The 21,726-nt window shown below is 72.7% G+C and carries 18 protein-coding genes; 8 read left to right on the top strand and 10 right to left on the bottom strand.

Going from position 1 to position 21,726, the window contains the following annotated elements:
• Positions 1 to 10 precede the first annotated feature (10 nt).
• Positions 11 to 1,048 carry an acyl-CoA dehydrogenase family protein gene (locus OG439_RS01385; RefSeq protein WP_326947528.1) on the top strand — a complete coding sequence of 346 codons (1,038 nt, stop codon included), beginning with the start codon at positions 11 to 13 and terminating at the stop codon, positions 1,046 to 1,048.
• A gap of 64 nt (positions 1,049 to 1,112) precedes the next feature.
• Here the strand turns inward: OG439_RS01385 and OG439_RS01380 are convergent, their stop codons facing one another.
• The 4 genes from OG439_RS01380 to OG439_RS01365 form a co-directional block, all read right to left on the bottom strand.
• Positions 1,113 to 2,246 carry a serine hydrolase domain-containing protein gene (locus OG439_RS01380; RefSeq protein ID WP_326951462.1) on the bottom strand — a complete coding sequence of 378 codons (1,134 nt, stop codon included), beginning with the start codon at positions 2,244 to 2,246 and terminating at the stop codon, positions 1,113 to 1,115.
• Positions 2,243 to 4,924 carry a bifunctional acetate--CoA ligase family protein/GNAT family N-acetyltransferase gene (locus OG439_RS01375; RefSeq protein WP_326947527.1) on the bottom strand — a complete coding sequence of 894 codons (2,682 nt, stop codon included), beginning with the start codon at positions 4,922 to 4,924 and terminating at the stop codon, positions 2,243 to 2,245. Before OG439_RS01375 ends, OG439_RS01380 begins: the two co-directional genes overlap by 4 nt.
• Before the next feature lie 6 nt (positions 4,925 to 4,930).
• The gene (locus OG439_RS01370) at positions 4,931 to 6,100 is read right to left on the bottom strand and encodes an acetoin utilization protein AcuC (RefSeq protein ID WP_326947526.1); all 1,170 of its coding nucleotides are present in this window, start codon (positions 6,098 to 6,100) and stop codon (positions 4,931 to 4,933) included.
• A 536-nt stretch (positions 6,101 to 6,636) separates the two neighbouring features.
• Complete coding sequence (locus OG439_RS01365) at positions 6,637 to 7,482, bottom strand: sulfurtransferase (RefSeq protein WP_326947525.1); 846 nt, start codon at positions 7,480 to 7,482, stop codon at positions 6,637 to 6,639.
• A 110-nt stretch (positions 7,483 to 7,592) separates the two neighbouring features.
• Between OG439_RS01365 and OG439_RS01360 the strand changes: the two genes are divergently transcribed.
• The 3 genes from OG439_RS01360 (at position 7,593) to galE (ending at position 10,567) form a co-directional block, all read left to right on the top strand.
• A complete protein-coding gene (locus OG439_RS01360) occupies positions 7,593 to 8,309 on the top strand; it encodes a metal-dependent transcriptional regulator (RefSeq protein ID WP_305879379.1) in 717 nt (238 codons plus the stop codon).
• Positions 8,306 to 9,490, top strand: coding sequence for a galactokinase (galK, locus tag OG439_RS01355; protein WP_326947524.1), 1,185 nt, complete (start codon positions 8,306 to 8,308; stop codon positions 9,488 to 9,490). Before OG439_RS01360 ends, galK begins: the two co-directional genes overlap by 4 nt.
• 90 nt (positions 9,491 to 9,580) lie before the next feature.
• Entirely contained in the window at positions 9,581 to 10,567 is a 987-nt protein-coding gene (galE, locus tag OG439_RS01350) for a UDP-glucose 4-epimerase GalE (RefSeq protein WP_326947523.1), read from the top strand.
• Between the two features lie 52 nt (positions 10,568 to 10,619).
• Here the strand turns inward: galE and OG439_RS01345 are convergent, their stop codons facing one another.
• Both OG439_RS01345 and OG439_RS01340 read right to left on the bottom strand, forming a co-directional pair.
• Entirely contained in the window at positions 10,620 to 11,672 is a 1,053-nt protein-coding gene (locus OG439_RS01345) for a DUF4192 domain-containing protein (RefSeq protein ID WP_326947522.1), read from the bottom strand.
• Positions 11,673 to 11,830: 158 nt separating this feature from the next.
• On the bottom strand, positions 11,831 to 12,685 hold the full coding sequence (locus OG439_RS01340; RefSeq protein WP_326947521.1) for a M23 family metallopeptidase: 855 nt from the start codon (positions 12,683 to 12,685) through the stop codon (positions 11,831 to 11,833).
• Positions 12,686 to 12,779: 94 nt separating this feature from the next.
• Between OG439_RS01340 and OG439_RS01335 the strand changes: the two genes are divergently transcribed.
• Together OG439_RS01335 and OG439_RS01330 are read left to right on the top strand one after the other, a co-directional pair.
• A complete protein-coding gene (locus tag OG439_RS01335; RefSeq protein ID WP_326947520.1) occupies positions 12,780 to 13,901 on the top strand; it encodes a sensor histidine kinase in 1,122 nt (373 codons plus the stop codon).
• A complete protein-coding gene (locus OG439_RS01330) occupies positions 13,898 to 14,539 on the top strand; it encodes a response regulator transcription factor (RefSeq protein ID WP_326947518.1) in 642 nt (213 codons plus the stop codon). The genes OG439_RS01335 and OG439_RS01330 overlap by 4 nt, the downstream gene beginning before the upstream one ends.
• Before the next feature lie 10 nt (positions 14,540 to 14,549).
• On the opposite strand, the gene OG439_RS01325 is transcribed toward OG439_RS01330, so the two are convergent.
• Positions 14,550 to 16,349 carry a Xaa-Pro dipeptidyl-peptidase gene (locus OG439_RS01325; RefSeq protein ID WP_326947517.1) on the bottom strand — a complete coding sequence of 600 codons (1,800 nt, stop codon included), beginning with the start codon at positions 16,347 to 16,349 and terminating at the stop codon, positions 14,550 to 14,552.
• An 84-nt stretch (positions 16,350 to 16,433) separates the two neighbouring features.
• On the opposite strand from OG439_RS01325, the gene OG439_RS01320 reads away from it, so the two are divergent.
• Positions 16,434 to 17,996, top strand: coding sequence for a DUF4139 domain-containing protein (locus tag OG439_RS01320; protein ID WP_326947516.1), 1,563 nt, complete (start codon positions 16,434 to 16,436; stop codon positions 17,994 to 17,996).
• A gap of 6 nt (positions 17,997 to 18,002) precedes the next feature.
• Positions 18,003 to 19,205 (top strand): Shedu anti-phage system protein SduA domain-containing protein, encoded by a 1,203-nt coding sequence (locus OG439_RS01315; RefSeq protein WP_326947514.1) that lies wholly within the window; start codon positions 18,003 to 18,005, stop codon positions 19,203 to 19,205.
• Positions 19,206 to 19,255: 50 nt separating this feature from the next.
• Here OG439_RS01315 and OG439_RS01310 read toward each other — a convergent pair whose 3' ends face one another.
• From OG439_RS01310 to pdxR, 3 genes are all read right to left on the bottom strand, one after another.
• The gene (locus OG439_RS01310; RefSeq protein ID WP_247063162.1) at positions 19,256 to 19,687 is read right to left on the bottom strand and encodes a CBS domain-containing protein; all 432 of its coding nucleotides are present in this window, start codon (positions 19,685 to 19,687) and stop codon (positions 19,256 to 19,258) included.
• Between the two features lie 102 nt (positions 19,688 to 19,789).
• Positions 19,790 to 20,236, bottom strand: a complete 447-nt coding sequence (locus OG439_RS01305) for a hypothetical protein (RefSeq protein ID WP_326947513.1) — start codon at positions 20,234 to 20,236, stop codon at positions 19,790 to 19,792.
• Positions 20,233 to 21,645 (bottom strand): MocR-like pyridoxine biosynthesis transcription factor PdxR, encoded by a 1,413-nt coding sequence (gene pdxR / locus OG439_RS01300; protein WP_326947512.1) that lies wholly within the window; start codon positions 21,643 to 21,645, stop codon positions 20,233 to 20,235. The genes OG439_RS01305 and pdxR overlap by 4 nt, the downstream gene beginning before the upstream one ends.
• Positions 21,646 to 21,726: the final 81 nt, after the last annotated feature.

Genomic DNA, 21,726 nt, shown 5'->3' with positions numbered 1-21,726 from the left:
TAGGAGCTGTATGGACTTCACCCCTTCGGAGGCGTCGGCCGACCTCGCCGCGCTGGCCCGGCGGATCCTGGCCGACAAGGTCACCCACGACCCGCACGGCACCGGCGGCTTCGACGCTCCACTGTGGACGGCGCTGGGCCAGGCCGGCGTGCTCGACGCGGCCCTGCCGTCGTCACTCGGCGGCGGCGGGTTCGGGCTGCTGGAGCAGTGCGCGGTGCTGACCGAGATCGGCCGCGCGGTGGCCGCGGTCCCCTACCTGACGTCGATCACGATGGCGGCGGCGGCGCTGGCGGAGTTCGGCACGCCGGAGCTGGTGGACCGCTGGGTGCTGCCGGTGCTGCGCGGCGAGCGCGTGCTCACGGTGGCGCTGCCGGACCCGGGTGCGCCGTGCGGCTTCCGGGTAACCGGCGGCCGGCTGACCGGCGCCCAGTCCGCGGTGCCGTTCGGCGCGTTCGCCCACGGTTTCCTGGTGGCAGCGCCCGACGAGGTGTTCCTGGTCGACGCCGCGGCCCCGGGGGTCACCGTGCAACCGCAGCAGACGGTCGACCACGCGGACGCGGCGTTGCTGGAACTGTCCGACGTGCCCGGGACTTCCCTCGGTCCGATCGGCGAGTGGCTGCGTCTGCGCGGCACGGCCGGGGTGTGCGCGCAGCAGCTGGGCGTCGTCGAACGGGCCCTGGAGCTGACGGCGGCGTACGCGGCCGAGCGCAAGCAGTTCGACCACGTGATCGGCGGCTTCCAGGCGGTCCGCCAGCGTCTCGCGGACGCGTACGTGGACGTAGAGGCCGTGCGGCTGACGTCACTGCAGGCGGCGTGGCGCCTCGCGTCGGACCTCCCGGCGACGGAAGCGGTGGCGACGGCCAAGTTCTGGGCCGCGGAGGCGGGCCACCGGGTGGCCCACACGACGGTCCACGTCCACGGCGGCGTCGGCATCGACGTCGAGCACGTGGTGCACCGGTATTTCGTGGCGGCGAAGCGCCTGGAGTTCCTGCTGGGCCCGGCCACCCCGCAGCTGCTCACCCTGGGCGACGAACTGGCGGCCCTGTAATACCGAAGTCCGTGAATGCCACATCGAGGGACATAGCGTCCGTGAATGTGGCATTCACGGACTGCTACCTCGCCGCGTAGGTCCAGAACTCCTGCATCAGCGCGGTGGGCGCCGGATCGGTCATCTGGAGCTGGGTCAGCAGGACCGTGACCGTGCCCGTCGCCGGGATCAGGTGGGCCGCCGTGCCCGCGCCGCCGATCCAGCCGTAGCGGCCCGGGGTGTGCCACGGCCGCGTCGGCGCCACGTCGACCGAACCGCCGAACCCCCAGCCCTGGCCCTGCAGGAACAGGCTGGCCGCCGCGCGCTGCGCAGCCGTCAGGTGGTCGCTCGTCAGCAGGCGCACCGATTCCGGCGCGAGCAGCCGTCGCCCGGCCACCGCACCTCCGGCCAGCAGGCAACGGGCGAACGCGAGCAGGTCGTCGGCCGTCGAAACCAGGCCGCCCCCGCCGGACGGGAACACCGGCTCGGCACTCCACCGGCCCTCCGGCGGGTCGGCCAGCACGAGCCCGGCCGCGCCCTGGCGGTAGGCGCTGGTGAACCGGCCCAGTGCCGGTGTCGGCACCGAGAACCCGGTGTCGGCCATGCCGAGCGGCCCGAACAGCCGCTCCGCCAGGAACTCCGGCAGCGACCGGCCCGACACCCGCGCGATCAGCACGCCCTGCAGGTCCGACGGGGTGTCGTACAGCCACGCCTCACCGGGCTGACGCAGCAGCGGGACCTGGCCCAGCGCCGCCAGCCACTCGTCCGGCGGCAGCGCGCGGGACGCCTCGGCCGGGTGGCCCAGCACCTGGAGCAGCAGGTCCACCGCGGGCAGCCCCATGTCGGCGGCAAGGCCGTACCCACAGCGGAAGCTCAGCAGGTCCTCGACGGTGATCGGCCGGGCCGCCGGCACGACGTCGTCGACCGGCCCGGCCGGCGTCCGCACGACCACCGGAGACGCCAGTTCCGGCAGCCAGCGCGCGATCGGGTCGTCCAGCGCGAGCTCGCCCCCGTCGACGAGCAGCATGACCGCCGCGGCCACCAGCGGCTTGGTCAGCGACGCGATGCGGAACAGCGAGTCCCGGGCCATCGGCACGGTGCCCCCGGCGTCGGCCGAGCCGACCGCCGCTACCTCGACCTGGTCGCCCCGCGCGACGAGGGCGACTGCGCCGGGCAGGCCCGCGGCGTGCCGGGTCAGCAGTTCGGTGAGCATGCTCAGTCCTGGGGGTTGATGGCGCGCAGGCGCCGCGGGCCGGTGTCGGGCCGGGACGGCGGCGGGCCCAGCACCAGGCGGGCGTTCGCGACGAACGCGCCGTCGGGCGAGGCCAGGATCGGGTCCAGCGTCAGCGACCGCACCTCGGGGTTGTCCTCGGCGAGCGCCGCCACGCGCAGCACCATGTCCTGCAACGCGGCGAGGTCGGCGGGATCGTCACCGCGGTAGCCGGTGAGCAGCGGCGCCGTCCGCGGCTCGCGCAGCAGCGTGGCCGCGTCGACGTCGGTGACCGGCACCGCCCGGTAGGCGCGGTCCCCCAGCAGCGTGCTGACCAGGCCGGACAGCCCGAACGACACGAGCGAGCCGAACGACGGGTCGTCCTGCAGCCCGATCACGCACGACAGGCCCTTCGGCGCCATCTGCTGCACGTACACGTCGTCTTCGCCGGAGATCTCGCGCAGCACCGCGTAGGCCGTGCGCACCGAGTCCTCCGACGCCAGGTCGAGCCGCACCCCGGCGAGGTCGGGCCGGCCGCGCAGCCGCTCGTCGACGGCCTTGAGCGTCACCGGGTAGCCTAGCTCGGCCGCCGCCGCGACCGCGTCGTCCACAGTGGACACCACGCGGAACGGGACGACGTCGATGCCGTAACACCCCAGCAGCCGCACGACATCGGGGTCCGTCAGGAGGATCGCCTTGCCGTCCTCCGCGGCCAGGAGCTCGCGCACGATCACCTGCGCCTGCTCGGTGTGGATCCCCGACGGCCGGACCAGTGTCCCTTGTGGACGTTGCCGCCAGGCCGCGTACCGCACGACCTTCGCCAGCGCGTTGACCGCGCGTTCCGGGCTCGGGTACGACGGGATCGAGCCGCGGCTGGCCACGCCGTCCTCGGAGAGCACAGCGAGCTCGTGCGGGACGCCTTCGGCGGCGAGGAACGTCGAGACGATCGGCTTGCGCTGCCCCAGTTCGACGACGGTCTCCCGCAGGGCGCGCGCGTACGCGGTGCCGGGGATCGCCACCGGCGGCGCGAAGACGACGACCAGCGCGTCGGTGTCCGGCGAGGTCAGCGCCTCCCCCACCGCCGCGGCGAACTCCTCCGGACCGGCCTGCGGGCCGACGTCCACCGGGTCCGACGCCAGCCGCAGCCCCTGCGCGCGGGCGGTGTCGGCGGCGAGCAGCCCGATCGCGCTGGAGTTGCCGACGATGGCGATCCGCGGCCCGGCGGGCAGCGGCTGGTGGGCGAACACGAGCGCGGTGTCGAACAGCTGCGCCAGCGACTCGACCCGCACGACGCCGGCCTGCTCGAACAGGGCCTGCACGCTGATCTCGTCGATCTCGGTGGACGTCGCGGCCAGCTGCGAGCGGACCGCGTGCCGCCCCGACTTCACCGCGACGATCGGCTTCGTCCGGCCCAGCCGCCGCGCCAGCCGCGCGAACTTGCGCGGGTTGCCGAAGGACTCCAGGTACAGCAGCACGAGATCGGTGTCCGGGTCGGTTTCCCAGTACTGCAGCAGGTCGTTGCCGGAGACGTCGGCGCGGTTGCCGGCCGAGACGAACGTCGACAGGCCGAGCCCGCGCGCCTCGGCGTCGGCCAGGATCGCCGTGCCCAGCGCGCCGGACTGGCAGAAGAAGCCGGTGCGGCCGCGGCCCGGCAGCCGCGGCGCGAGGGTGGCGTTGAGCCGGATGCCGGGCGCGGTGTTCAGCACGCCGAGCGCGTTCGGCCCGACGACGCGCATGCCGTGCGCCCGGGCCTCGCCGACCAGCCGCAGCTCGGCGTGCAGGCCGTGCGGGCCCGCCTCGCCGAACCCGCCGGACACGATCAGCAGCGTCTTCACGCCCTTGGCCAGGCAGGCGTCCAGCACGGACTCGACGGCCTCGGCCGGCACCGCGACGAGCGCCAGGTCGACGGAGTCCGGGATGTCGAGCACCGACGGGTAGGCCCGCACGCCGCGCACCGAGCGGTGCTCCGGGTTGACCGGGTAGACGGTGCCGGTGAACGCGGCGGCGAGGAGGTTCACGAAGGCGACGTGGCCGACCTTGCCCGGGTCGGTGGACGCGCCGATCACCGCGACGGATGCCGGGTGCAGCAGGTTGTGCACGCTGCGCGCCTCGGCGGCCTGCTCGCGGGACCGGGCGACGGCCAGCGACTCCTCGGTCGGGTCGATGTCGAACTCCAGGTGCAGCACGCCCTCCTCGATCTCGCGGCTGACCTGGTAACCGGCGTCGCGGAAGACGCGGACCATCGCGGCGTTCTCGGCGAGCACCTCGGCGACGAACCGGCGCAGCCCGCACTCGGACGCGGCCGCGGCGAGGTGTTCCAGCAGGATCGAGCCGAGGCCCCGGCCCTGGTGCACGTCGCTGACCACGAAGGCCACCTCGGCCGACGGCCCGCTGTCCAGCCGCTCGTACCGGCCGACCGCGACGATGTCGTCGCCGAGGAACGCGGCGAAGGCGACCCGGTCGTGGTGGTCGACGGTGGAGAACCGCTTCAGGTCCTTCTCCGGGATCCGCGGGTAGGCGCCGAAGTAGCGGAAGTACCGGGTGCGCTCGGAGAGCTTGCCGTGGAAGGAGACGAGGCCGTCGGCGTCGGTCGGGAGCACCGGGCGCAGGTGGACGGTGCCGCCGTCGGACAGCACGACGTCGGCCTCCCAGTCACGGGGGTAGTCGAAGGGATCCCGTCCGGCCATGGTCACTCAGTCCCTGGGGTCGTCGGGATCCAAGCCGTGCAAGGGGAAGACGGCGCGGCGCGTGTCCCGGACGGCGACGTCGACCGGGTCGTCCTCGCCGTCGCCCCACGGCTTGAACCCCGTGTCGCGATCGTCGGTCATGGCCCGCGGCAGCTCGGCGTTGGGCGCGGCCTTGGTGACGGTGGAAACCCACCCGGGCGGCAGCGGCGTCGCCGGGTCGACGTCCCGGTCGAGCACGGTGGCGATCAGGTGCGTCCAGGACCGCGGGACCACGCGGATCAGCTGGTAGCCGCCCCCACCGACGGCGATCCACTTGCCGCCCGCGTAGGTGTTGGCGAGGTCACGCAGGGTGGTGTAGATCGTGCGGTGCCCGTCAACGCTCAGCGAGAGATCCGCGAGCGGATCCTCTTCGTGGGAGTCGACGCCGCACTGGGTGAACAGCAGCTGCGGCTCGAAGTCGGCCAGCAGGGAGGGGACGACGGCGTTGAACGCCCGCAGCCACCCGGGATCCCGGGTACGCGGCGGCAGCGGCACGTTGACCGAGGTGCCGTCGGCCTTGCCCCGACCCGTCTCGGCCGAATAGCCGGTGCCCGGCCAGAGCGTGAACGGGTGCTGGTGCATCGAGATCGTCAGGACGCGGGGGTCGTCGTAGAACGCGGCCTGGACACCGTCGCCGTGGTGGACGTCGGTGTCGATGTAGGCGATCCGCTCGAAGCCGTGGTCGAGCAGCCACGAGATGGCGACCGCGCAGTCGTTGTAGACGCAGAACCCGGCCGCCTGGTCCCGCATCGCGTGGTGCAGCCCACCCGCGATGTTGACGGCGCGGGTGGCCTCGCCCTCGGCGATCTTGCGCGCGGCCAGCAGCGTCGAGCCGACCACCAGCGCGGAGGCGTCGTGCATGTCGCTGAACACGGGGTTGTCGGAGGTCCCGAGCCCATGCCCGACATCCCACCCGACGAGCGGCGCCTCCCGCACAGCGGCCAGGTACTCGGGCGCGTGCACCCGCAGGAGCTCCTCGTCCCCAGCGGCGGACGGGACGAGCAGCTCGACCCCGTCGAGCACGCCCAGTTCGGTGGCCAGCCGGACGGTCAGCTCCAGCCGGACGGGGTTGAACGGGTGATCCCCACCAAGGTCATAACCCAGCAGGGAGGAGTCCCACACGACAGCCGGCGCCATACGCCCGACTGTAGTGCCGATCGCAGCGGTCTGCGGCGCTGAAGAGCCGAGCTGGTTGTCTCCCCCGCTGGTCCGCGGCGTCGCGGACCCCGGCGGGGTTGGGGGCCGGCGCAGGTCGCGGACTCGCCACCACGCCTGGCGCGGCCGGTTCCCGCCGCCGGCCCCGACCTCACGAACCCCCGCCGCACGAACCCCGGTCGATCTACGGCCCGGCCGAGCCGTAGATCGAGGACACGAGCCGGTCGCGGTCGCAAAACCCGCTCGACCCGCGGCTGCCACAGATTCCAGACACGCGGAAGTTTCCGGCTCCGCCCGCCGGCCACCGCAGGTCGCGGACACTCGCAGGGCACAGCCGCGAAAGCCCACTTCGAGCGGCCGGCCGCTTCGGGTCGCGAACACGCGGAAGGACGCAGCCGCGAAAGCTCGGCCGGGCCGCTGCCGATGTGTGCCGGTAAAGCCGTGAAGGCCTCCTTACCGGCTCTTATGGCCGGTAAGGAGGCCTTCACGGCTTTTGGGGTGGGTCGCGGGGATCGGGGTCAGCCCGGGAGGTCGCCCGTTGCCGCGGGGCGGTTCGGGTTGCGGGACCAGTGGGACCACGAACCCGCGTACAGGCCCGCGCCCGGGTGGCCGGCGATCTCCAGGGCCAGCACGACCGAACTCGCCGTCACCCCCGAGCCGCAGTACGCGGCGACCGGTTCGCCGGGGCGCAGACCCAGGCCGGCGAAGCGGTCGGCCAGCTCCTCCGGCGTGCGCCAGCGGCCGTCGGCGGTCGTGTGGTCGCCGAACGGGGCGTTCACCGCGCCCGGGATGTGGCCCGCGCGCGGGTCGACCGGCTCCGTCTCGCCGCTGTAGCGCGCGGCGGCCCGGGCGTCGAGCAGCAGGCCGTCGCGGGCCAGCTCGGCCGCCTCGTCGGCGTCCAGAACCGGCATGCCGCCCGGCCGGACCTCGACATCACCCGGTTCCGGGTGCGCCGGCTCCGTGCTGACGGGGTGCCCGGCCGCGGTCCACGCCGCGTAACCGCCGTCGAGCACCGCGACCTCGTCGTGGCCCGCCCAGCGCAGCAGCCACCAGGCCCGCGCCGCCACCGAACCGTCGGCGTCGTCGTAGACCACCACCGGGCCGTCCGCCCGCACGCCGGCCGCGCGGAGGTCGCGCTGCAGGTCGGCGGGGTCGGGCAGCGGGTGCCGGCCGCCCTCGCCCGGCTCGCTCGCGAGCACGCGGTCGAGGTCGGTGAAGACCGCGCCGGGCAGGTGACCGTCCTGGTAGGACTCGGCCCCCGGCGGGCCGGCGAGCCGCCAGCGGACGTCGAGGACGACGGGCCGGCCGCCGGCCGGACCGGCCAGTGCGGCGGCGAGGTCGGTGGTGCTGATCAGCGAGCGCATACCCCCATCTTGCAGCGGTCCGCGGCCCGGATCCGCCCGGGCCGGACATTTCCACCGCCGGTGAGTTGTTATCCCCAGGCCCGCCGCCGCTGTCGGGGCCAACGACTACGATGAGCAACGCGGACGAAGGGGACAGCGTGAACGATCTCATCGACACCACCGAGATGTACTTGCGTACGATCTACGAGCTCGAAGAAGAGGGTGTCGTCCCGCTGCGCGCCCGGATCGCGGAGCGACTGCAGCAAAGCGGCCCGACCGTCAGCCAGACCGTCGCCCGGATGGAGCGCGACGGACTGGTCGTGGTCGCGGACGACCGGCACCTCCAGCTCACCGACCACGGCCGGGAACTGGCCATCGCCGTCATGCGCAAGCACCGCCTGGCCGAACGCCTCCTCGTCGACGTCATCGGGCTCGAGTGGGAGCACGTGCACAACGAGGCCTGCCGCTGGGAACACGTGATGAGCGAGGCCGTCGAGCGCAAGCTCGTCAAGCTCCTCGACCACCCGACCACCTCCCCCTACGGCAACCCGATCCCCGGTCTGGACAAGCTGGGCGACGGCGATCCCGCGCCGCCCGCGGAGGCCGACCTCGTCCGGCTCGACGAGTTCGCCCGCACCGGCGGCGGCCGGGTCGAGATCCGGCGCATCGCCGAGCACGTCCAGCTGGACGAGTCGCTGATGACCGAGCTCAAGTCCGTCGGGATCGTGCCGGGCGGCACGGTCGTCATCGGCAAGGCCAACGGCAGCACCATCGAGGTCACCGGCGGCGACAACACCGCGCAGGTCTCCACGTCCGCGTTGCACGCCGTCCTGGCGCAGGCCAGGTGAGCCCGGCCTCGGAGGCCGCGGCGGCGTTCCACACGGTGCACGGCTCCACGCCGGCCGGCGTGTGGTCGGCGCCCGGCCGGGTGAACCTGATCGGCGAGCACACCGACTACAACGACGGTTTCGTGCTGCCCTTCGCGTTGCCGCACCGCCTGGCCGCGGCGGCGTCGCCCCGGGAGGACGGCGTGGTGTCCGTGGCCACGCTCGGTGACGACGGGCAGCTCCAGCGTTCCGGCGAGCTCACGATCGCCGCTCTGGAGCCCGGCAGGGTCGACGGGTGGGCCGCGTACCCAGCGGGGGTCGCCTGGGTGCTGCGCGACCAAGGTTTCACGGCCGGGGCGAACCTGGTCATCGCCGGCGACGTGCCGTCGGGGGCCGGGCTGTCCTCCTCCCACGCGCTCGAGTGCGCGGTGTCGCTGGCGTTGCTGGGCCTGGCCGGCCTGGAGCTCGACGGAACCGACGAGCGCGTCCCGGCCCGGCCCGAGGTGGCCCGGTGGGTGCAGCGCTCGGAGAACGACTTCGTCGGCGCGCCGACCGGCCTGCTCGACCAGACGGCGTCGCTGTGCTGCACCGAGTCCCACGTGCTGTTCCTCGACGTGCGGTCCGGCGAGCAGGAGCAGGTGCCGTTCGGGCTGGCCGAGGCCGGTCTGCAGGTGCTGATCATGGACACCCGCACCAAGCACTCCCACGCCGAAGGCGGTTACGGCGAGCGGCGGCGGGGCACCGAACGGGCAGCTGAGCTGCTCGGGGTGAAGGCCCTGCGCGACGTCACCGCCGAAGGCCTCGCCGACGCGCTCGACCGGCTCCCGGCGGACCTGGCGCCGCTGGTGCGGCACGTGGTCACCGAGAACCAGCGGGTGCTCGACGTCGTCGCGCTGCTGCGCGAAGGCAAGATCGCCGAGATCGGCCCGTACCTGGACGCCTCGCACGTCAGCATGCGCGACGACTACCGGATCTCCACGGCCGAGCTGGACCTCGCGGTCGACTCGGCCCGCGCGGCCGGTGCGCTCGGCTCGCGGATGACCGGCGGTGGCTTCGGCGGTTCGGCGATCGCGCTGGTCCGCGACGCCGACCTGGCCGGGGTCAAGGCGGGCGTGGACGCGGCGTTCGAGAAGGCCGGCTACCGGCGGCCGCGGATGTTCACCGCGGTCCCGTCCCGCGGTGCCGGGCGCGACGAGGTCTGAGCCCGTGCGGGGACAACCCCCGCCCGGGCCCGCACGTCGGTGTGGGGGAAGACTGTGGCGCACAGTCACCCTCGGCAGGAAGGCTTGGACGTGTCGGAGCAGAGCAACGCCCTGAAACTGGTCGTGACGGGCGGAGCGGGGTACGTCGGCAGTGTCTGCGCCGCCCGGCTCGTCGAGGCCGGGCACCAGGTCACCGTCGTCGACGACCTGTCCACCGGGCACGCCGACGCCGTCCACCCGGACGCGCGGTTCATCGAGGGCGACGCCGCCGAGGTGGCGGGCAGCCTGCTTGGCGAGGGCTTCGACGGCGTGCTGCACTTCGCGGCGAAGTCGCTGGTGGGCGAGTCGATGACCGATCCGACGAAGTACTGGGAAGGCAACGTCGTCACGTCGTTGCGGCTGCTCGAGGCCATGCACGAGCACGGCACGCCGCGCCTGGTGTTCTCCTCGACCGCGGCGACCTACGGCGAGCCGGAGTCGTCGCCGATCGCGGAGTCCGCGCCGACCCGCCCGACCAACACCTACGGCGCCACCAAGCTGGCCATCGACCACGCGATCACCACCTTCGCCGGCGCGCACGGCCTGGCCGCGGTGAGCCTGCGGTACTTCAACGTCGCCGGCGCGTACGGCGCCCTCGGCGAGCGCCACGCCACGGAAACCCATCTCATCCCTCTCGTTCTGCAGGTCGCCACGGGCGACCGTGAGCGCATCCAGATCTTCGGCGACGACTACCCGACGCCGGACCACACCGCCGTCCGCGACTACATCCACGTCGTGGACCTCGCGGACGCCCACCTGCTGGCGCTGAAGCACGCGACGGCGGGTGAGCACCGCATCTACAACCTGGGCAACGGCACCGGTTTCTCCGTGCTCGAGGTGATCGAGGCCTGCCGCGAGGTCACCGGCCACCCGGTGCCGGCCGCGGTGGCGCCGCGCCGCGCGGGCGACCCGTCGGTGCTCGTCGCGGCCAGCGACCGCGCCCGCGAGGACCTCGGCTGGAAGCCGGAGCGCACCGACCTGACGGGCATCGTCCGCGACGCGTGGACGTTCACCCAGTCGCGACGCGCCAAGGCCTGAGTCGGCGACGCGGTGACCGGCCGGGATCCACTGTGGCTCAAGGTGAGTCGCGTCAGGACGGTGGTTCCAGGCCGAAGCCGGTGGCGTCTTCCGGGTCCGTGGCCATGGCCAGGCCCAGGAGGACGTCCGGGGGCGTTCCGTGGTCCAGGACCCTCCTCAGCAGGTTGGCCAGCACGTGGTCCGGGGCCGCCTCCAGGGCGTTGTCCAGGGCCATGCCCGCGAGGGTTCCGTCGCCGCGCATGAAGGCCGTGTAGCCCAGCAGGGCCGCCGCCTCGGCTCGTTCGGGGGCCGGGAGTTCCTGGACCAGCGTCAGCCAGAGGCGCTCGGCCTCGCGGGCCGCCGGGGCGCGGGGTGGGACCGCCATCGTCAGGCAGACGTCGCGGATGTCGGCGAGCGTCAGGGCGCAGGCCAGCCGGACCGCTTCGGCGTCCGTGGGTGGGCCTTCGCCGCGACGCTGGCGGTCGAACGCCGCGCGGACGTCCGCGGCCGCGTCGGCGACGCGGGTCGCTTCGGGCCACGGCAGTTCGGACAGCCGGGAAAGCTCCTCGGACCGGCGGGCCACCGCCTCCGGCGATCGCGGGGCGAGCAGCGCCAGCATTTCTTCGCGGCTGTCGAACACCACCGTGCCGCTCTCGGTGGCGGCCGCGGCCGCCACCGTCGAACGCGGGTCCGGGAGCTCGCCGACGCAGTCCTCGCCGGGGTAGCAGGACCACGGGGCGCCCGCCACGATGTCGGCGGCCCACAGCGCGTGCACCACCGGGAGGCCGTGCTCGGCGAAGGCGTCCGCCAGCTCGTCGACGAAGCCCGCGTGCGGCGGCGGGGCGCCGGGTCTTCGCTCACCGCCGATGATCGCCAGTGTCACGCCGATGTGCCGGGCGCCGGCGAACAGCGGCGCGAGCGCCTGGGCCTGGCGGGCGCGCTCGGCACCGGGCGGGAGGTCGGCGCGCATCACCAGGCCGACCTGGTGGCCGTCCGGTGGGCGGTGGCCGAGCAGGACGACGGAGGCGCCGGGCCGGAACCCAAGCAGGTACGGGAGCGCGGCCAGCAGCTGCGCGGGATCTCTGAGGCTGACCGGCGGCCGGCCGGCCGGAGTGGTGGTGGTCATGCCTCCACCGTGGGGCAGGACGGGGCCGGGTGGGGCGGTGGCGGCGAATCTGTGGATGGGCGGGACCGATGTGGACAACCGGGGGTCCGGGCCGGCCGGGGTGGCGGTTCCTGTCGGTGGGGCGGGCTAGAGTGCCCGGCCCCACCGACCGGGGCCGCTCAGCCGCAGTGTTCGAACGGGCTGGTGTAGGTGTTGCTGCCCACCGAACCGCCCCACTTCACGCAGGTGGCCGCCGCGGTCTTCTTCACCGGTCCGGCGTAGTAGGTGAAGCTGCCGGAGTCGGTGGTCCGCGCCGCCCCCTGGACCTCGAGGAACGCCGAGACCGGGCTGGCCGTGCCGAGCGACGTCGCCTTCAGCGTCGTCACGCAGTTCGCCTTGGTCGAGGAGTTGTACAGCAGGTACGTCGTGCCGGACGAGCCGGCGAGGGCCTGCTGGTCGACGACGGAGAAGCCGGAGCCGCAGACCTCTTCGGCGGAGTACGGGTTGCCGCCGCAGTTGTTCTTGCTGGTGAAGTTCGTGTGCCCGTAGTAGGGCACCGCGACGCCGTTCAGCTTGGCCTTCTGCACGACGCTGTCGAGCCGCTCTTCGAAGTGCAGGTGCGGCCCGGTGACGCCGCCGGTCGCGCCCGCCTTGCCGATCTCCTTGCCGCCGGCGACCGACTGCCCGACCGAGACCTCCTGGGCGGACAGGTGCGCGTAGCGCGTCCGCCAGCCGCCGCCGTGGTCGAGCTCGATCCACTTGCCGTAGCTGGTGTCGCCCTCGTTCGCCACCCGGGTCACGGTGCCCGACGCGGCCGCCAGCACCGGCATCCCGGTGATGCCCGACTTCTGGAAGTCGACCGAGTACTCCGGGCTGTGCCCGCTGAACGTCGCCGCGGTCACGGTGGTGCCGCACTTGAACGGCACCTGGAAGTTGGGCGCGGCCGACGCTGTCGCCTGGCCGGCGAGGGTGAGGCCGAGCGCGGGCAGCGCCGCGGCGGCGGCGAACACGGCGAGCCGTCGCAACCTGGACATGGGTGAACCTCCTGACAGGGGGGAGCTTGACACCGCACAGCGAAGCCCGCGTCGGTACATTTTCCGTACAAGCACCCCGCGGAGGACAGCGACGATGACCACCCGATGGGCCCGGTTCCACCGGATCCCCCAGGTCCAGGACTGGCTGCGCTGGGGGTTCATCGTGGTGCCGATGTTCGCCGCGATGCCGCAGGCGGACCTGCTCTCGTGGATCCTCATCGGGATCACCCTGGCCCTGTCGATCCCCCTGCTCTGGCTCTACACCGACGGCCGCCCGTTCCTGCCCGCGGCGCTGATGGTCACCGTGGTCGCCACGTCCGGCGCGCTCTGGGTGACCGTGCCGAACAGCTTCGCCTCGATCACGATGTTCAGCACCACGTTCTTCATCGTGCTCCGGCAGCCGGTCGTCCCGATCGTGGTGTCCCTCCTGTTCGACCTCGGTGCGATCACGGTCTGGGCCGCGGTGCACGACGCCTGGCGCGGCGCCCTGCCGACCTACACGATCGTGGCCGTGATCATCCTGCTCGGGCTGAACCGGCGGACCCGGCTCGCCAAGATCGAGCAGACCGAACTGGCCCTGGCCCGTGCGCAGACGGCGACCGAGGAGCACGCGCGCGCCGCCGCGCTCGCCGAACGCGCCCGCATCGCCCGTGAGCTGCACGACGTCCTGGCGCACTCGCTGGCCGGGCTCTCGCTGAACCTGCAGGGCGCCCGCCTGATGCTGGTGCGCGACAACGCGAGCCCGGACGCCGTCGCGCAGATCGAACGCGCCCAGAAACTGGCGTCCGAAGGCCTCGCCGAGGCCCGGAAGGCGGTCGCCGCGCTGCGCGAGGACGCCGTCCCGGTGGAGCGGACCATCGCGGACCTGCTCACCGCGTACCGGCTCGACAGCGGGGCCCGCGCGGACCTGCGCATCGACGGCGAACCGCGCGAACTGGACCCGGCGGTGGGCACCGCGCTGGTCCGCGCGGTGCAGGAAGCCCTGGCCAACACGCGCAAGCACGCGGCGAAGGCGGACGTCGACGTGCGCTTGGACTACTCGGGCGCCGAGGTGGCGCTGACCGTGGCCGACCGGCAGGGCAGGCGGCCGCCGGACGCGCCGGCGGCAGGTTACGGTTTGCGCGGGATGAGTGAACGGGTCGCGCTGCTCGACGGGCGGTTCGAGAGCGGGCCGGGGGAGGACGGATGGCGGATTCACCTGACGGTGCCGGCGTGAGCTTGCGCGTCGTGCTCGCCGACGACCAGGCGGTGGTGCGGGAAGGCCTGGTGACGCTGCTCGGGCTGCTGCCGGGCGTCGAGGTGGTCGGCGCGGCCGCCGACGGGCTCGCCGCGCTGGACCTGGTCGCGCAGCACAAACCGGACGTGCTGCTGGTGGACCTGCGGATGCCGCGCTGCGACGGCGTCGAGACCACCGAACGGGTCCGCGCCGAGCACCCGGGCACCGAGGTCGTCGTGCTCACGACGTACGCCGACGACGAGTCGCTGCTGGCCGCGTTGCGCGCCGGGGCCCGCGGGTTCCTCACCAAGGACGCCGACGCCGAGGCGATCGCCCGCGCCCTGCACTCGGCCGCCGACGGCCAGTCCACAGTGGACGGTGAGCTGCAGCGCCGGCTGGTCGAGGCGGCCACGCGCAGCGCGCCCCCGCGGGTGAAGGAGATCGAAGGGCTGACCGCCCGCGAGATCGAGGTGCTGCGGCTGATCGCGGCGGGCCTGTCGAACACGGAGATCGCGCGGACGCTCGTGGTGAGCGAAGCGACCGTGAAGACCCACGTGAACCACCTGTTCACCAAGGCGGGGTTGCGCGACCGCGCCCAGGCCGTGGCGTTCGCCTACCGCGCGGGCATCGCGGACTGATCCCCCGGCTTCAGCCGAACGCGGCTCGCAGTGCCGGCTTGCCGCCCGTGACCGGGAGTGTCACCGTCGTCTTCGTCAGGTCCAGCGCCAGGCCCGCGCCCGGCTTGGGCCGCAGCGTGTAGTCGTGGTCGCTGGAGGCCAGCAGGAACTCCAGCCGGTGCCCGGTGGCCAGGATGTAGTCCTTCGGCATCAGCTCGACACCGATGCGATAGCCCTGCCCCGGCGTGATCGGCTCGGTGACGGCCGGGTCGGTGCGGTTCTGCGGGTCGGTCCAGCCGCGGCTGATCACGTGGGACGTGCCGTCGGGGGCGCGGTCCAGCAGGATCGCCGAGACGTTCGCGGCGGGCCGGTCGAACGACAGCGCCAGGTCGGCCCGCGCCGTGCCGGAGAGGCGCACCGGCTGCTTCGCCGCGGAAGTCGCGTACAGCAGGCGGTTTCCGGACGACGTCGCGGCCGCCAGCTGCTCGATCGTCTTGCTCGCGTCGTCGGCGAGGGTTTCGACGGTCGCCTTGCCCGGCACCGGGGTGCGGGTGTCGATGGTGCCCTTCGACCGGCCGCCGGGCCACGGGTAGACGCGCACGTCGGAGGTCCCGGGCGCCGGCCAGTCGGCTTCGTCGGCCCACGACAGGTCTTCGCGCTGGATGGTCGCCTTCGGCTCGTTCTGGATGCCGTTGTCGACGCCGTAGAGGTAGTGCGACATCCACTTGTTGAGCGTCGCGAGCCAGACGTCGCGCCGGAGCGAGTACGGGTCGGCGTGGCCGGACTGGTGCAGCCAGATCTTGTGCTCGACGCCGTGCGCCTTCAGCGCTTCGTACCACTCGGCGACCTGGTCGGTCTTGACGTTCCAGTCGTTGAGGCCGTGCACCGCGAGCACCGACGCGTGCACCTTCGCGACGTCGTTGCGGTAGTTGCGGACGTCCCAGAACGGCGTGTAGTCGCCGGTCACCCGGTCCTGGTCGCGGGTCAGCCCGTCGATGACGGAACGGCAGACCTGCCGGTCGGCGCGGGTGTAGACGTACTCGGCGAGCACGTCGGCGTCCTCACCCTGGTAACCGCCGGCGGCGACGACCGCGCCGTCGTTGCGGTAGTACTGGTACCAGCTGGAGATCGCGGCGATCGGCACGATCGTCTCGAGGCCTGCGACGCCGGTGCTCGCGACGGCGTTGGGCAGCGTCCCGTTGTAGGACACGCCCATCATGCCGGTCTTGCCGGTGCTCCAGTCGGCCTTCGCCGCGACGCCGGCGGCGTCCTTGGCGGGCGTGCGGCCGTTGAGCCAGTCGACGACCGAGCGGGCGCCGATCGTCTCGTTGACGTCGCCGGTCGTCGGGCAACCGGTCGAGAGGCCGCTGCCGAGCGATTCGCCGTACACCACGGCGAAGCCGCGCGCGGTGAAGTAGTCCTGGTAGCGCCAGGTGATCGGGGCGGCCGGGCCGACGCCGTGCGCGGCGACGCGCGGGCCTTCGGCTTCGCGGGCGTACCCGGGCGCGGACAGCTCGACGTCGACGTCGTGGTTCGCGACGTCGTTGCCGCCCGCGTAGTACGGGCTGGCCTGGTAGACGACCGGGACCTTCAAACCCTGCAGCGTCGCGCGCGGGCGCACCACCTGGGCGTGCACGAGGTCGTCGGCGCCGTCGTGGTCGCTGTCGACCGGCGCGGTGACCCAGACGTCCTCGCGGATCACGTCGGCCGGGTCGAACACCGGCTGCGCCTGGCCGCCGGTGAACACCGGGGCGGGCGGTGCGGCGGCCTCGGCGGCGACCGCGGTCAACGGCAGCGCGAGCACGGCGGCGACCAGGATTGCGGCTTTCACTTAACCCCCCAAGCCGGGCGAAGCGGACGGTTCACCACACTTCCGTCCGGCCCGATCCGGCGTCAAGAGACTAACGTCGGAGGCATGCCGACCGTCGAAGCACCGATCGCCGCCGTGACCGTCTACCCGCAGCAGGCCCGGATCACCCGCCGGGGCAAGGCGCCCCTCGACGGCGGCTCGCGCCTGACGTTCGCCGGGCTGCCGCTGTCACTCGACCCGGGCTCGGTCCGCGTCACCGGCACCGGGCCGGCGCTGATCACCGGCGTCGACGTCCGCACCGAGCGGCACGCTTCGCCGGCCGACGCCGCGCTGCGGGCCCTGACCGAGCAGCGGCGCGCGGACCAGGCCACGCTCGACGGCGTCATCGACGACGAAGCGGCCGAAGCGATGAAGGTGGATCTGCTGACTTCGCTCGCGAAGCGCAGCGGCGGAAGCTTCGCGAAGGCGTTGGCCGCCGGCACGGCCGAGCCGTCCCGCGTCGGCGAAGTGACCGACGCGCTGAGCGAGCGGCTCGCCGCGGCGTTGAAGTCGCGGCGGCAGCTGTCCGACCGGATCACGAAGCTGCGCGACGACCTCGCCGCGCTCGACCGCCGGATCGGCGAGCACAGCGTCCAGTCCGAACAGGACAGTACGTCGGTGGTCGTGGAGCTGGAGATCTCGGACGCGGCGGGCTCGGCGGACCTGGAACTGTCCTATGTGGTCCCCGGCGCCAGCTGGGAACCGGGTTACGACATCCGCGTCCGCGGCGCCGAGGTCACCGTGACGTCGTACGGCTTGGTCAGCCAGTACACGGGCGAGGACTGGCCGGAGTGCGAGTTGGCGCTGTCGACCGCGCGGCCGGCGGTCTCGGTGGTCGTGCCGGAACTGCAGCCGTGGTACCTCGACCGCCGCGTCCTCCCGCCCCCGACCCCCGCGGCGGCGTACGGCGGCTCGGGCGGCGGCGTCCCGGAGGGCGCGCGGATGGCCCGCTTCGCGGCGTCGGCCCCGGCACCGGCGATGGCGCCGAAGTTCGCGGCGGTCGAGCAGGGCACGACGGCGGTCACCTACCGCCCGTCACGCCCGGTCGAGGTCCCTTCGGGCGCACAGGGTCACCGCACGACGCTGGCCCAGCTGGACCTCACGGCGTCGCTCGGCTACGTCACGGCGCCGGTGCTGGCGCAGGAGGCGTACCTGCGGGCGGTCGTCGTCAACACGTCGGAGCACGCGCTGCGCCCGGGCCGGGCATCGGTGTTCCACGATGCTGAGTTCGTCGGCACGACCCAGCTGGAGCCCTGGGCGCCGGGCGAGGAACTGGAGCTGGCCCTGGGCGTCGACGACCGGATCCGGGTGGAGCGCGAGCTGTCCCGCCGCACGGCGTCGAAGGCGACGCTGTCGGGCCAGAAGCGCCGGGAGGCGGAGTACCGCATTTCGGTGGCCAACCACGGTCCGCGCCCGGCGGAGGTGACGGTGCTGGACCAGGCGCCGGTGTCCCGGGACGACACGATCACAGTCCGGGACGTCAAGACGTCGCCGGAGCCGGTGGAGAGGTCGGAGCTGGGCGAGTTCACGTGGAAGCTGACGGTGGAGCCGGGGGCGACGCAGGTGGTGACGCTGTCGTACCGGGTGGACGTGGCGAAGGGCGTGGAACTGTCGGGCTGGCGGGAGTAGCAGCACATGGACGTCCGGGCCGATTGGGCACTCGAGCTACAGCTCGAGCAGACGGAAAAGCGAGCTGAGAGCGAAGACGTCAAAGCCGCCATCGCGGCGACACTGCGCTATCTGCGGAACGGCAAAGGCGGCCATCGCGGAGGTGGGCAGAAACTGGTCCATCACCTGGAAGTTGCGCGTCTTCGGGCCTCGGAGGACAACGAGTGGCACGTCGTCCGGCTGCTGCAGGACTCTGTGGACTACTGCGAAGGCCGCGCTCTCAAGCCGGAGTTCGAAGAACGGTTCCGCCTGTTCCAAGACGGCGAACGCAACGAAATCAACCTGCACTACATCAGGAGCATCCTCGGGACGTCGTCTCAGTACCTAGCAGAGCGAGGGCACGAGATCCTCGACAAGCAACCGGACATCAGCGCCACTGACCTCCTAGGCGAACTAGCCTCCCTGACCGCCGATGGCCAGTTCGCCGAGGCACCCGACGACCGGCCTGGTCGCTACCGGATCGTCCGAGGTCGAGCCGAGACAGCGCTCTGGCTCGAACGCGTTTTTCGCAACCGGATGGACATCGAAGACCCGGCCGAGGCCGCTCGGACGATCGTCACGTCCACAGATGCCCTTGCCGTACTCGCGGACGAGGATCACGCCCAGATGCTTCTTCGGGCCGCCGAGATGAAGCGACAGGCTGCCGGTCTCGTCGAGTTGAGGAAGACGGCTGAAGACTCCGCCGCGTCCGAGGCCGACCTGCAGCGCGTGCTCAAGGACAATATCTGGATCTTCGGTGGCCGCTACCTCGGTGCTGCGGCCGAGCGCCGCCTGACGGCGGGCAAGGAACTCGACATCCCTTTGATCAGGGCGGACGGGTCACTCCACGTCGTCGAGTTGAAGTGTTCGATGAGGGTGCGTTCTCTCGTCAAACGCCACCGCAACGCATGGGTGCCGACCGCGGAGGTGCACGACGCGGTCGGCCAGGCGATCAACTACTTGGTCGCGCTGGACGAAGACCGGAACTATATCCGGGACAAGTTCGGCATCGAAACCCGTCGCGCCGGCGCGACGGTCCTCATCGGGCATCCGAACGTGCAGCCCGAAGTCTCCGAAAACGAAATCAACGATGCACTCCGGACGTTGAACGCGCACACCGGCCGCGTCGAAGTGCTCACGTACAAGGACTTGATCGACAGCGCCGAGAGAACCCTCAGGGGATCCATCTGATCATGAAACGGTGTGGCTGGTCCGGTCCCGGACGAGCCACACCGTCCACGTCAGCCCTGGGAGATGTAGGCCTCCAGCTGCTCCTGGCTCTTCTCCAGCTCTTCCATCCGGTTCTTCACCACGTCGCCGATGGAGATGATTCCGGCCAGGCGGCCGTTGTCCAGGACCGGGACGTGGCGGATGCGGCGCTCGGTCATCAGGATCGACAGCTGGTCCACCGAGTCGTCCGGGCCGCAGCTGGCGACCAACGTCGTCATGATGTCGGCTACCGGGCCGTCCAGGAGGGTGGGGCCGTGGTCGTTGAGGCGGCGGACGACGTCGCGTTCGGAGACGATGCCGGCGATCGACCCGTCCGGTGCTACGACCACCATCGCACCGACGTTCTTGTCCGCCAGTCCGGCCAGCAGCGTGGTCACCGTGGTTTCCGGAGTGACCGTGGCCACGGCCGTCCCCTTCTTGCGCAGCAGATCCGCAATCCGCATGGCGATCCTTCCCGTCGGTGAACTGGGTCACAACAGGTTAGGGCCCGGCAGCACTGCGCGAAAGTCCGGCAAACGGGGCGTATCCGTGGTATTCGAACCGATTCAGCCGAGACGTTCGGCCAGGCCGTCCAGTGCGAGGCGGATTCCGGCGGCGTAGTCGTCGTCGCAGAGGGCGTCCAGGCGGGTTCGCGCGAGGTCCAGCTGCTCGCGGGCGGCCGTCAGATCACCCAGCTTGCGGTAGTCCTCACCCAGGTTGAGGTGTAGCGACGGATAGAACCCGCGCACGGCCAGCGACGAGTGGTACTCCTGCGCCCGCGAGTCGGTCAGCGAGTCCGCCGCGGCCAGCGCGCGCAGGTCCCACTCGAGCTCCTCGGCCGGGTCGTCGCAGACGTCGGCCATGTGGTGGGCGAGCGCGACGCGGTGCAGCGGGTCGCCGTCCGGGCCGACCGACGCCCACAACTGCGTGAAGGTCGCGTACGCGCCCGCGCGGTCGCCGCCCATGTGCTGCCGCAGACCGGCGTCGATCGCCACCATCACGTCGTCGGTCATGCCGTTCCTCCATCGGCGAGTGAGCGCAGCCGGGCCAGTCCCGGCTCGATCCGCTCGGCCGCGACCGCACCGTAACCGAACACGAGCCCGTGCCGCCGCTCGCCCACACCGAAGTCGCCCAGCGAATACAGCCGGACGCCGTGGTGCCGGGCGCGCCGGACCCACGAGCGCGTGTCGAAGACGGAAGCCGCGCTCAGGTGCAGGCCCGCGGTCGACGGCAGCGGCGTGAGGACGTCGGCGAAGTCCCGGACCAGCAGCCTCGACAGCAGCTCGTGCCGGTCGCGGTAGACCTTGCGCATCCGGCGGACGTGCCGGGCGAAGCCGCCTTCGGCCATGAACGCCGCCAGCGCGGCCTGCTCGACGTTCGGCGCGTGCCAGTCCGTCAGGTACCGGGCCTTCACGAGCGCGGGCACCAGCGCCGGCGGCGCGATCAGGAACCCGAGCCGCAGCGCCGGCGAAAGCACCTTCGAGAACGAGCCGACGTACACGACGCGGCCGCGGGAATCCAAGCTGTGCAACGGTTCCAGCGGCCGGCCGGTGTAGCGGAACTCGGTGTCGTAGTCGTCCTCGACGAGCACGGCGTCGTTGCGCTCGGCCCAGTCGAGCAGCTCGAGCCGGCGGTCCAGCGACATCGACAGGCCCAGCGGGTACTGGTGCGACGGCGTCACGTAGACCAGCCGCGTCCCGGCCGGGATGGCGGCCACGACGATGCCGGAATCGTCCACCGGCACCGGTGCGACGCGCACGCCGCGCGACTCGAGCACCAGCCGCGGCGGCGGGTACCCGGGGTCTTCGACGGCCGCCAGGTCGCCGGGCCGCAGCAGCACCCGCGCGACCAGGTCCGTCGTCTGCTGCGCGCCCGCGGTAACGACGACCTGCTCGGCGCTCGCCCGCACGTCCCGCGACACCCCGGCGTGCCGGGCGATCTCGGCGCGCAGCCCGGCGTGGCCCTGCGGGTCGCCGTAGGTCATCAGGTCCGCCTGGCCGGCGCGCAGCCGCTGCGTGACGAGCCTGCGCCAGGTGTCGAACGGGAACCGCGTCAGGTCCGGGACGCCCGGGCGGAAGTCGAACTCCGGCGCCGGGGCGAACGGCGCGGGCGGCGACGGCACGGCGTCCCACTCCGGCAGCGGTCGCACGCCGGAGACGTGGGACGGCTCGGGGCGCGCCGCCGGGGACGCCGTGACGAACGTGCCCGCGCCGACCCGCCCGGCCAGGAACCCCTCGGCGGTGAGCCGGTCGTAGGCCGCGCTGACCGTCGTACGGGAGACGGCGAGCCGCTGGGCCAGCTCCCGCGTCGGCGGCAGGGCTTCGCCGGGCCGGATCCGGCCGTCGAGGATCGCCGCGCGCAGCTGCCGGTAGATCGCGTCGCGGTGGCCGCGGGTCCCGGTCAGGTCGATGTGGACGTCCACCGGGCCGATCCTAGATCGGCCCACGAAGGTTGGGACGGATTTGGCACTGTGCGTGGTCCGCTTCCGCTCCTAGCGTCGGCC

Origin of the sequence: Amycolatopsis sp. NBC_01307 (genome assembly GCF_035975215.1) — a bacterium.
GTDB lineage: Bacteria > Actinomycetota > Actinomycetes > Mycobacteriales > Pseudonocardiaceae > Amycolatopsis.
This window is presented reverse-complemented; position numbering and strand designations above follow the sequence as displayed.

Bases quoted from the DNA above. Each gene is read 5' to 3' on its own strand.
- OG439_RS01385 (WP_326947528.1), top strand. From the start codon at position 11: ATGGACTTCACCCCTTCGGAGGCGTCGGCCGACCTCGCCGCGCTGGCC.
- OG439_RS01375 (WP_326947527.1), bottom strand. From the start codon at position 4,924: ATGGCCGGACGGGATCCCTTCGACTACCCCCGTGACTGGGAGGCCGAC.
- OG439_RS01370 (WP_326947526.1), bottom strand. From the start codon at position 6,100: ATGGCGCCGGCTGTCGTGTGGGACTCCTCCCTGCTGGGTTATGACCTT.
- OG439_RS01365 (WP_326947525.1), bottom strand. From the start codon at position 7,482: ATGCGCTCGCTGATCAGCACCACCGACCTCGCCGCCGCACTGGCCGGT.
- OG439_RS01360 (WP_305879379.1), top strand. From the start codon at position 7,593: ATGAGCAACGCGGACGAAGGGGACAGCGTGAACGATCTCATCGACACC.
- OG439_RS01345 (WP_326947522.1), bottom strand. From the start codon at position 11,672: ATGACCACCACCACTCCGGCCGGCCGGCCGCCGGTCAGCCTCAGAGAT.
- OG439_RS01340 (WP_326947521.1), bottom strand. From the start codon at position 12,685: ATGTCCAGGTTGCGACGGCTCGCCGTGTTCGCCGCCGCCGCGGCGCTG.
- OG439_RS01335 (WP_326947520.1), top strand. From the start codon at position 12,780: ATGACCACCCGATGGGCCCGGTTCCACCGGATCCCCCAGGTCCAGGAC.
- OG439_RS01320 (WP_326947516.1), top strand. From the start codon at position 16,434: ATGCCGACCGTCGAAGCACCGATCGCCGCCGTGACCGTCTACCCGCAG.
- OG439_RS01315 (WP_326947514.1), top strand. From the start codon at position 18,003: ATGGACGTCCGGGCCGATTGGGCACTCGAGCTACAGCTCGAGCAGACG.
- OG439_RS01310 (WP_247063162.1), bottom strand. From the start codon at position 19,687: ATGCGGATTGCGGATCTGCTGCGCAAGAAGGGGACGGCCGTGGCCACG.
- OG439_RS01305 (WP_326947513.1), bottom strand. From the start codon at position 20,236: ATGACCGACGACGTGATGGTGGCGATCGACGCCGGTCTGCGGCAGCAC.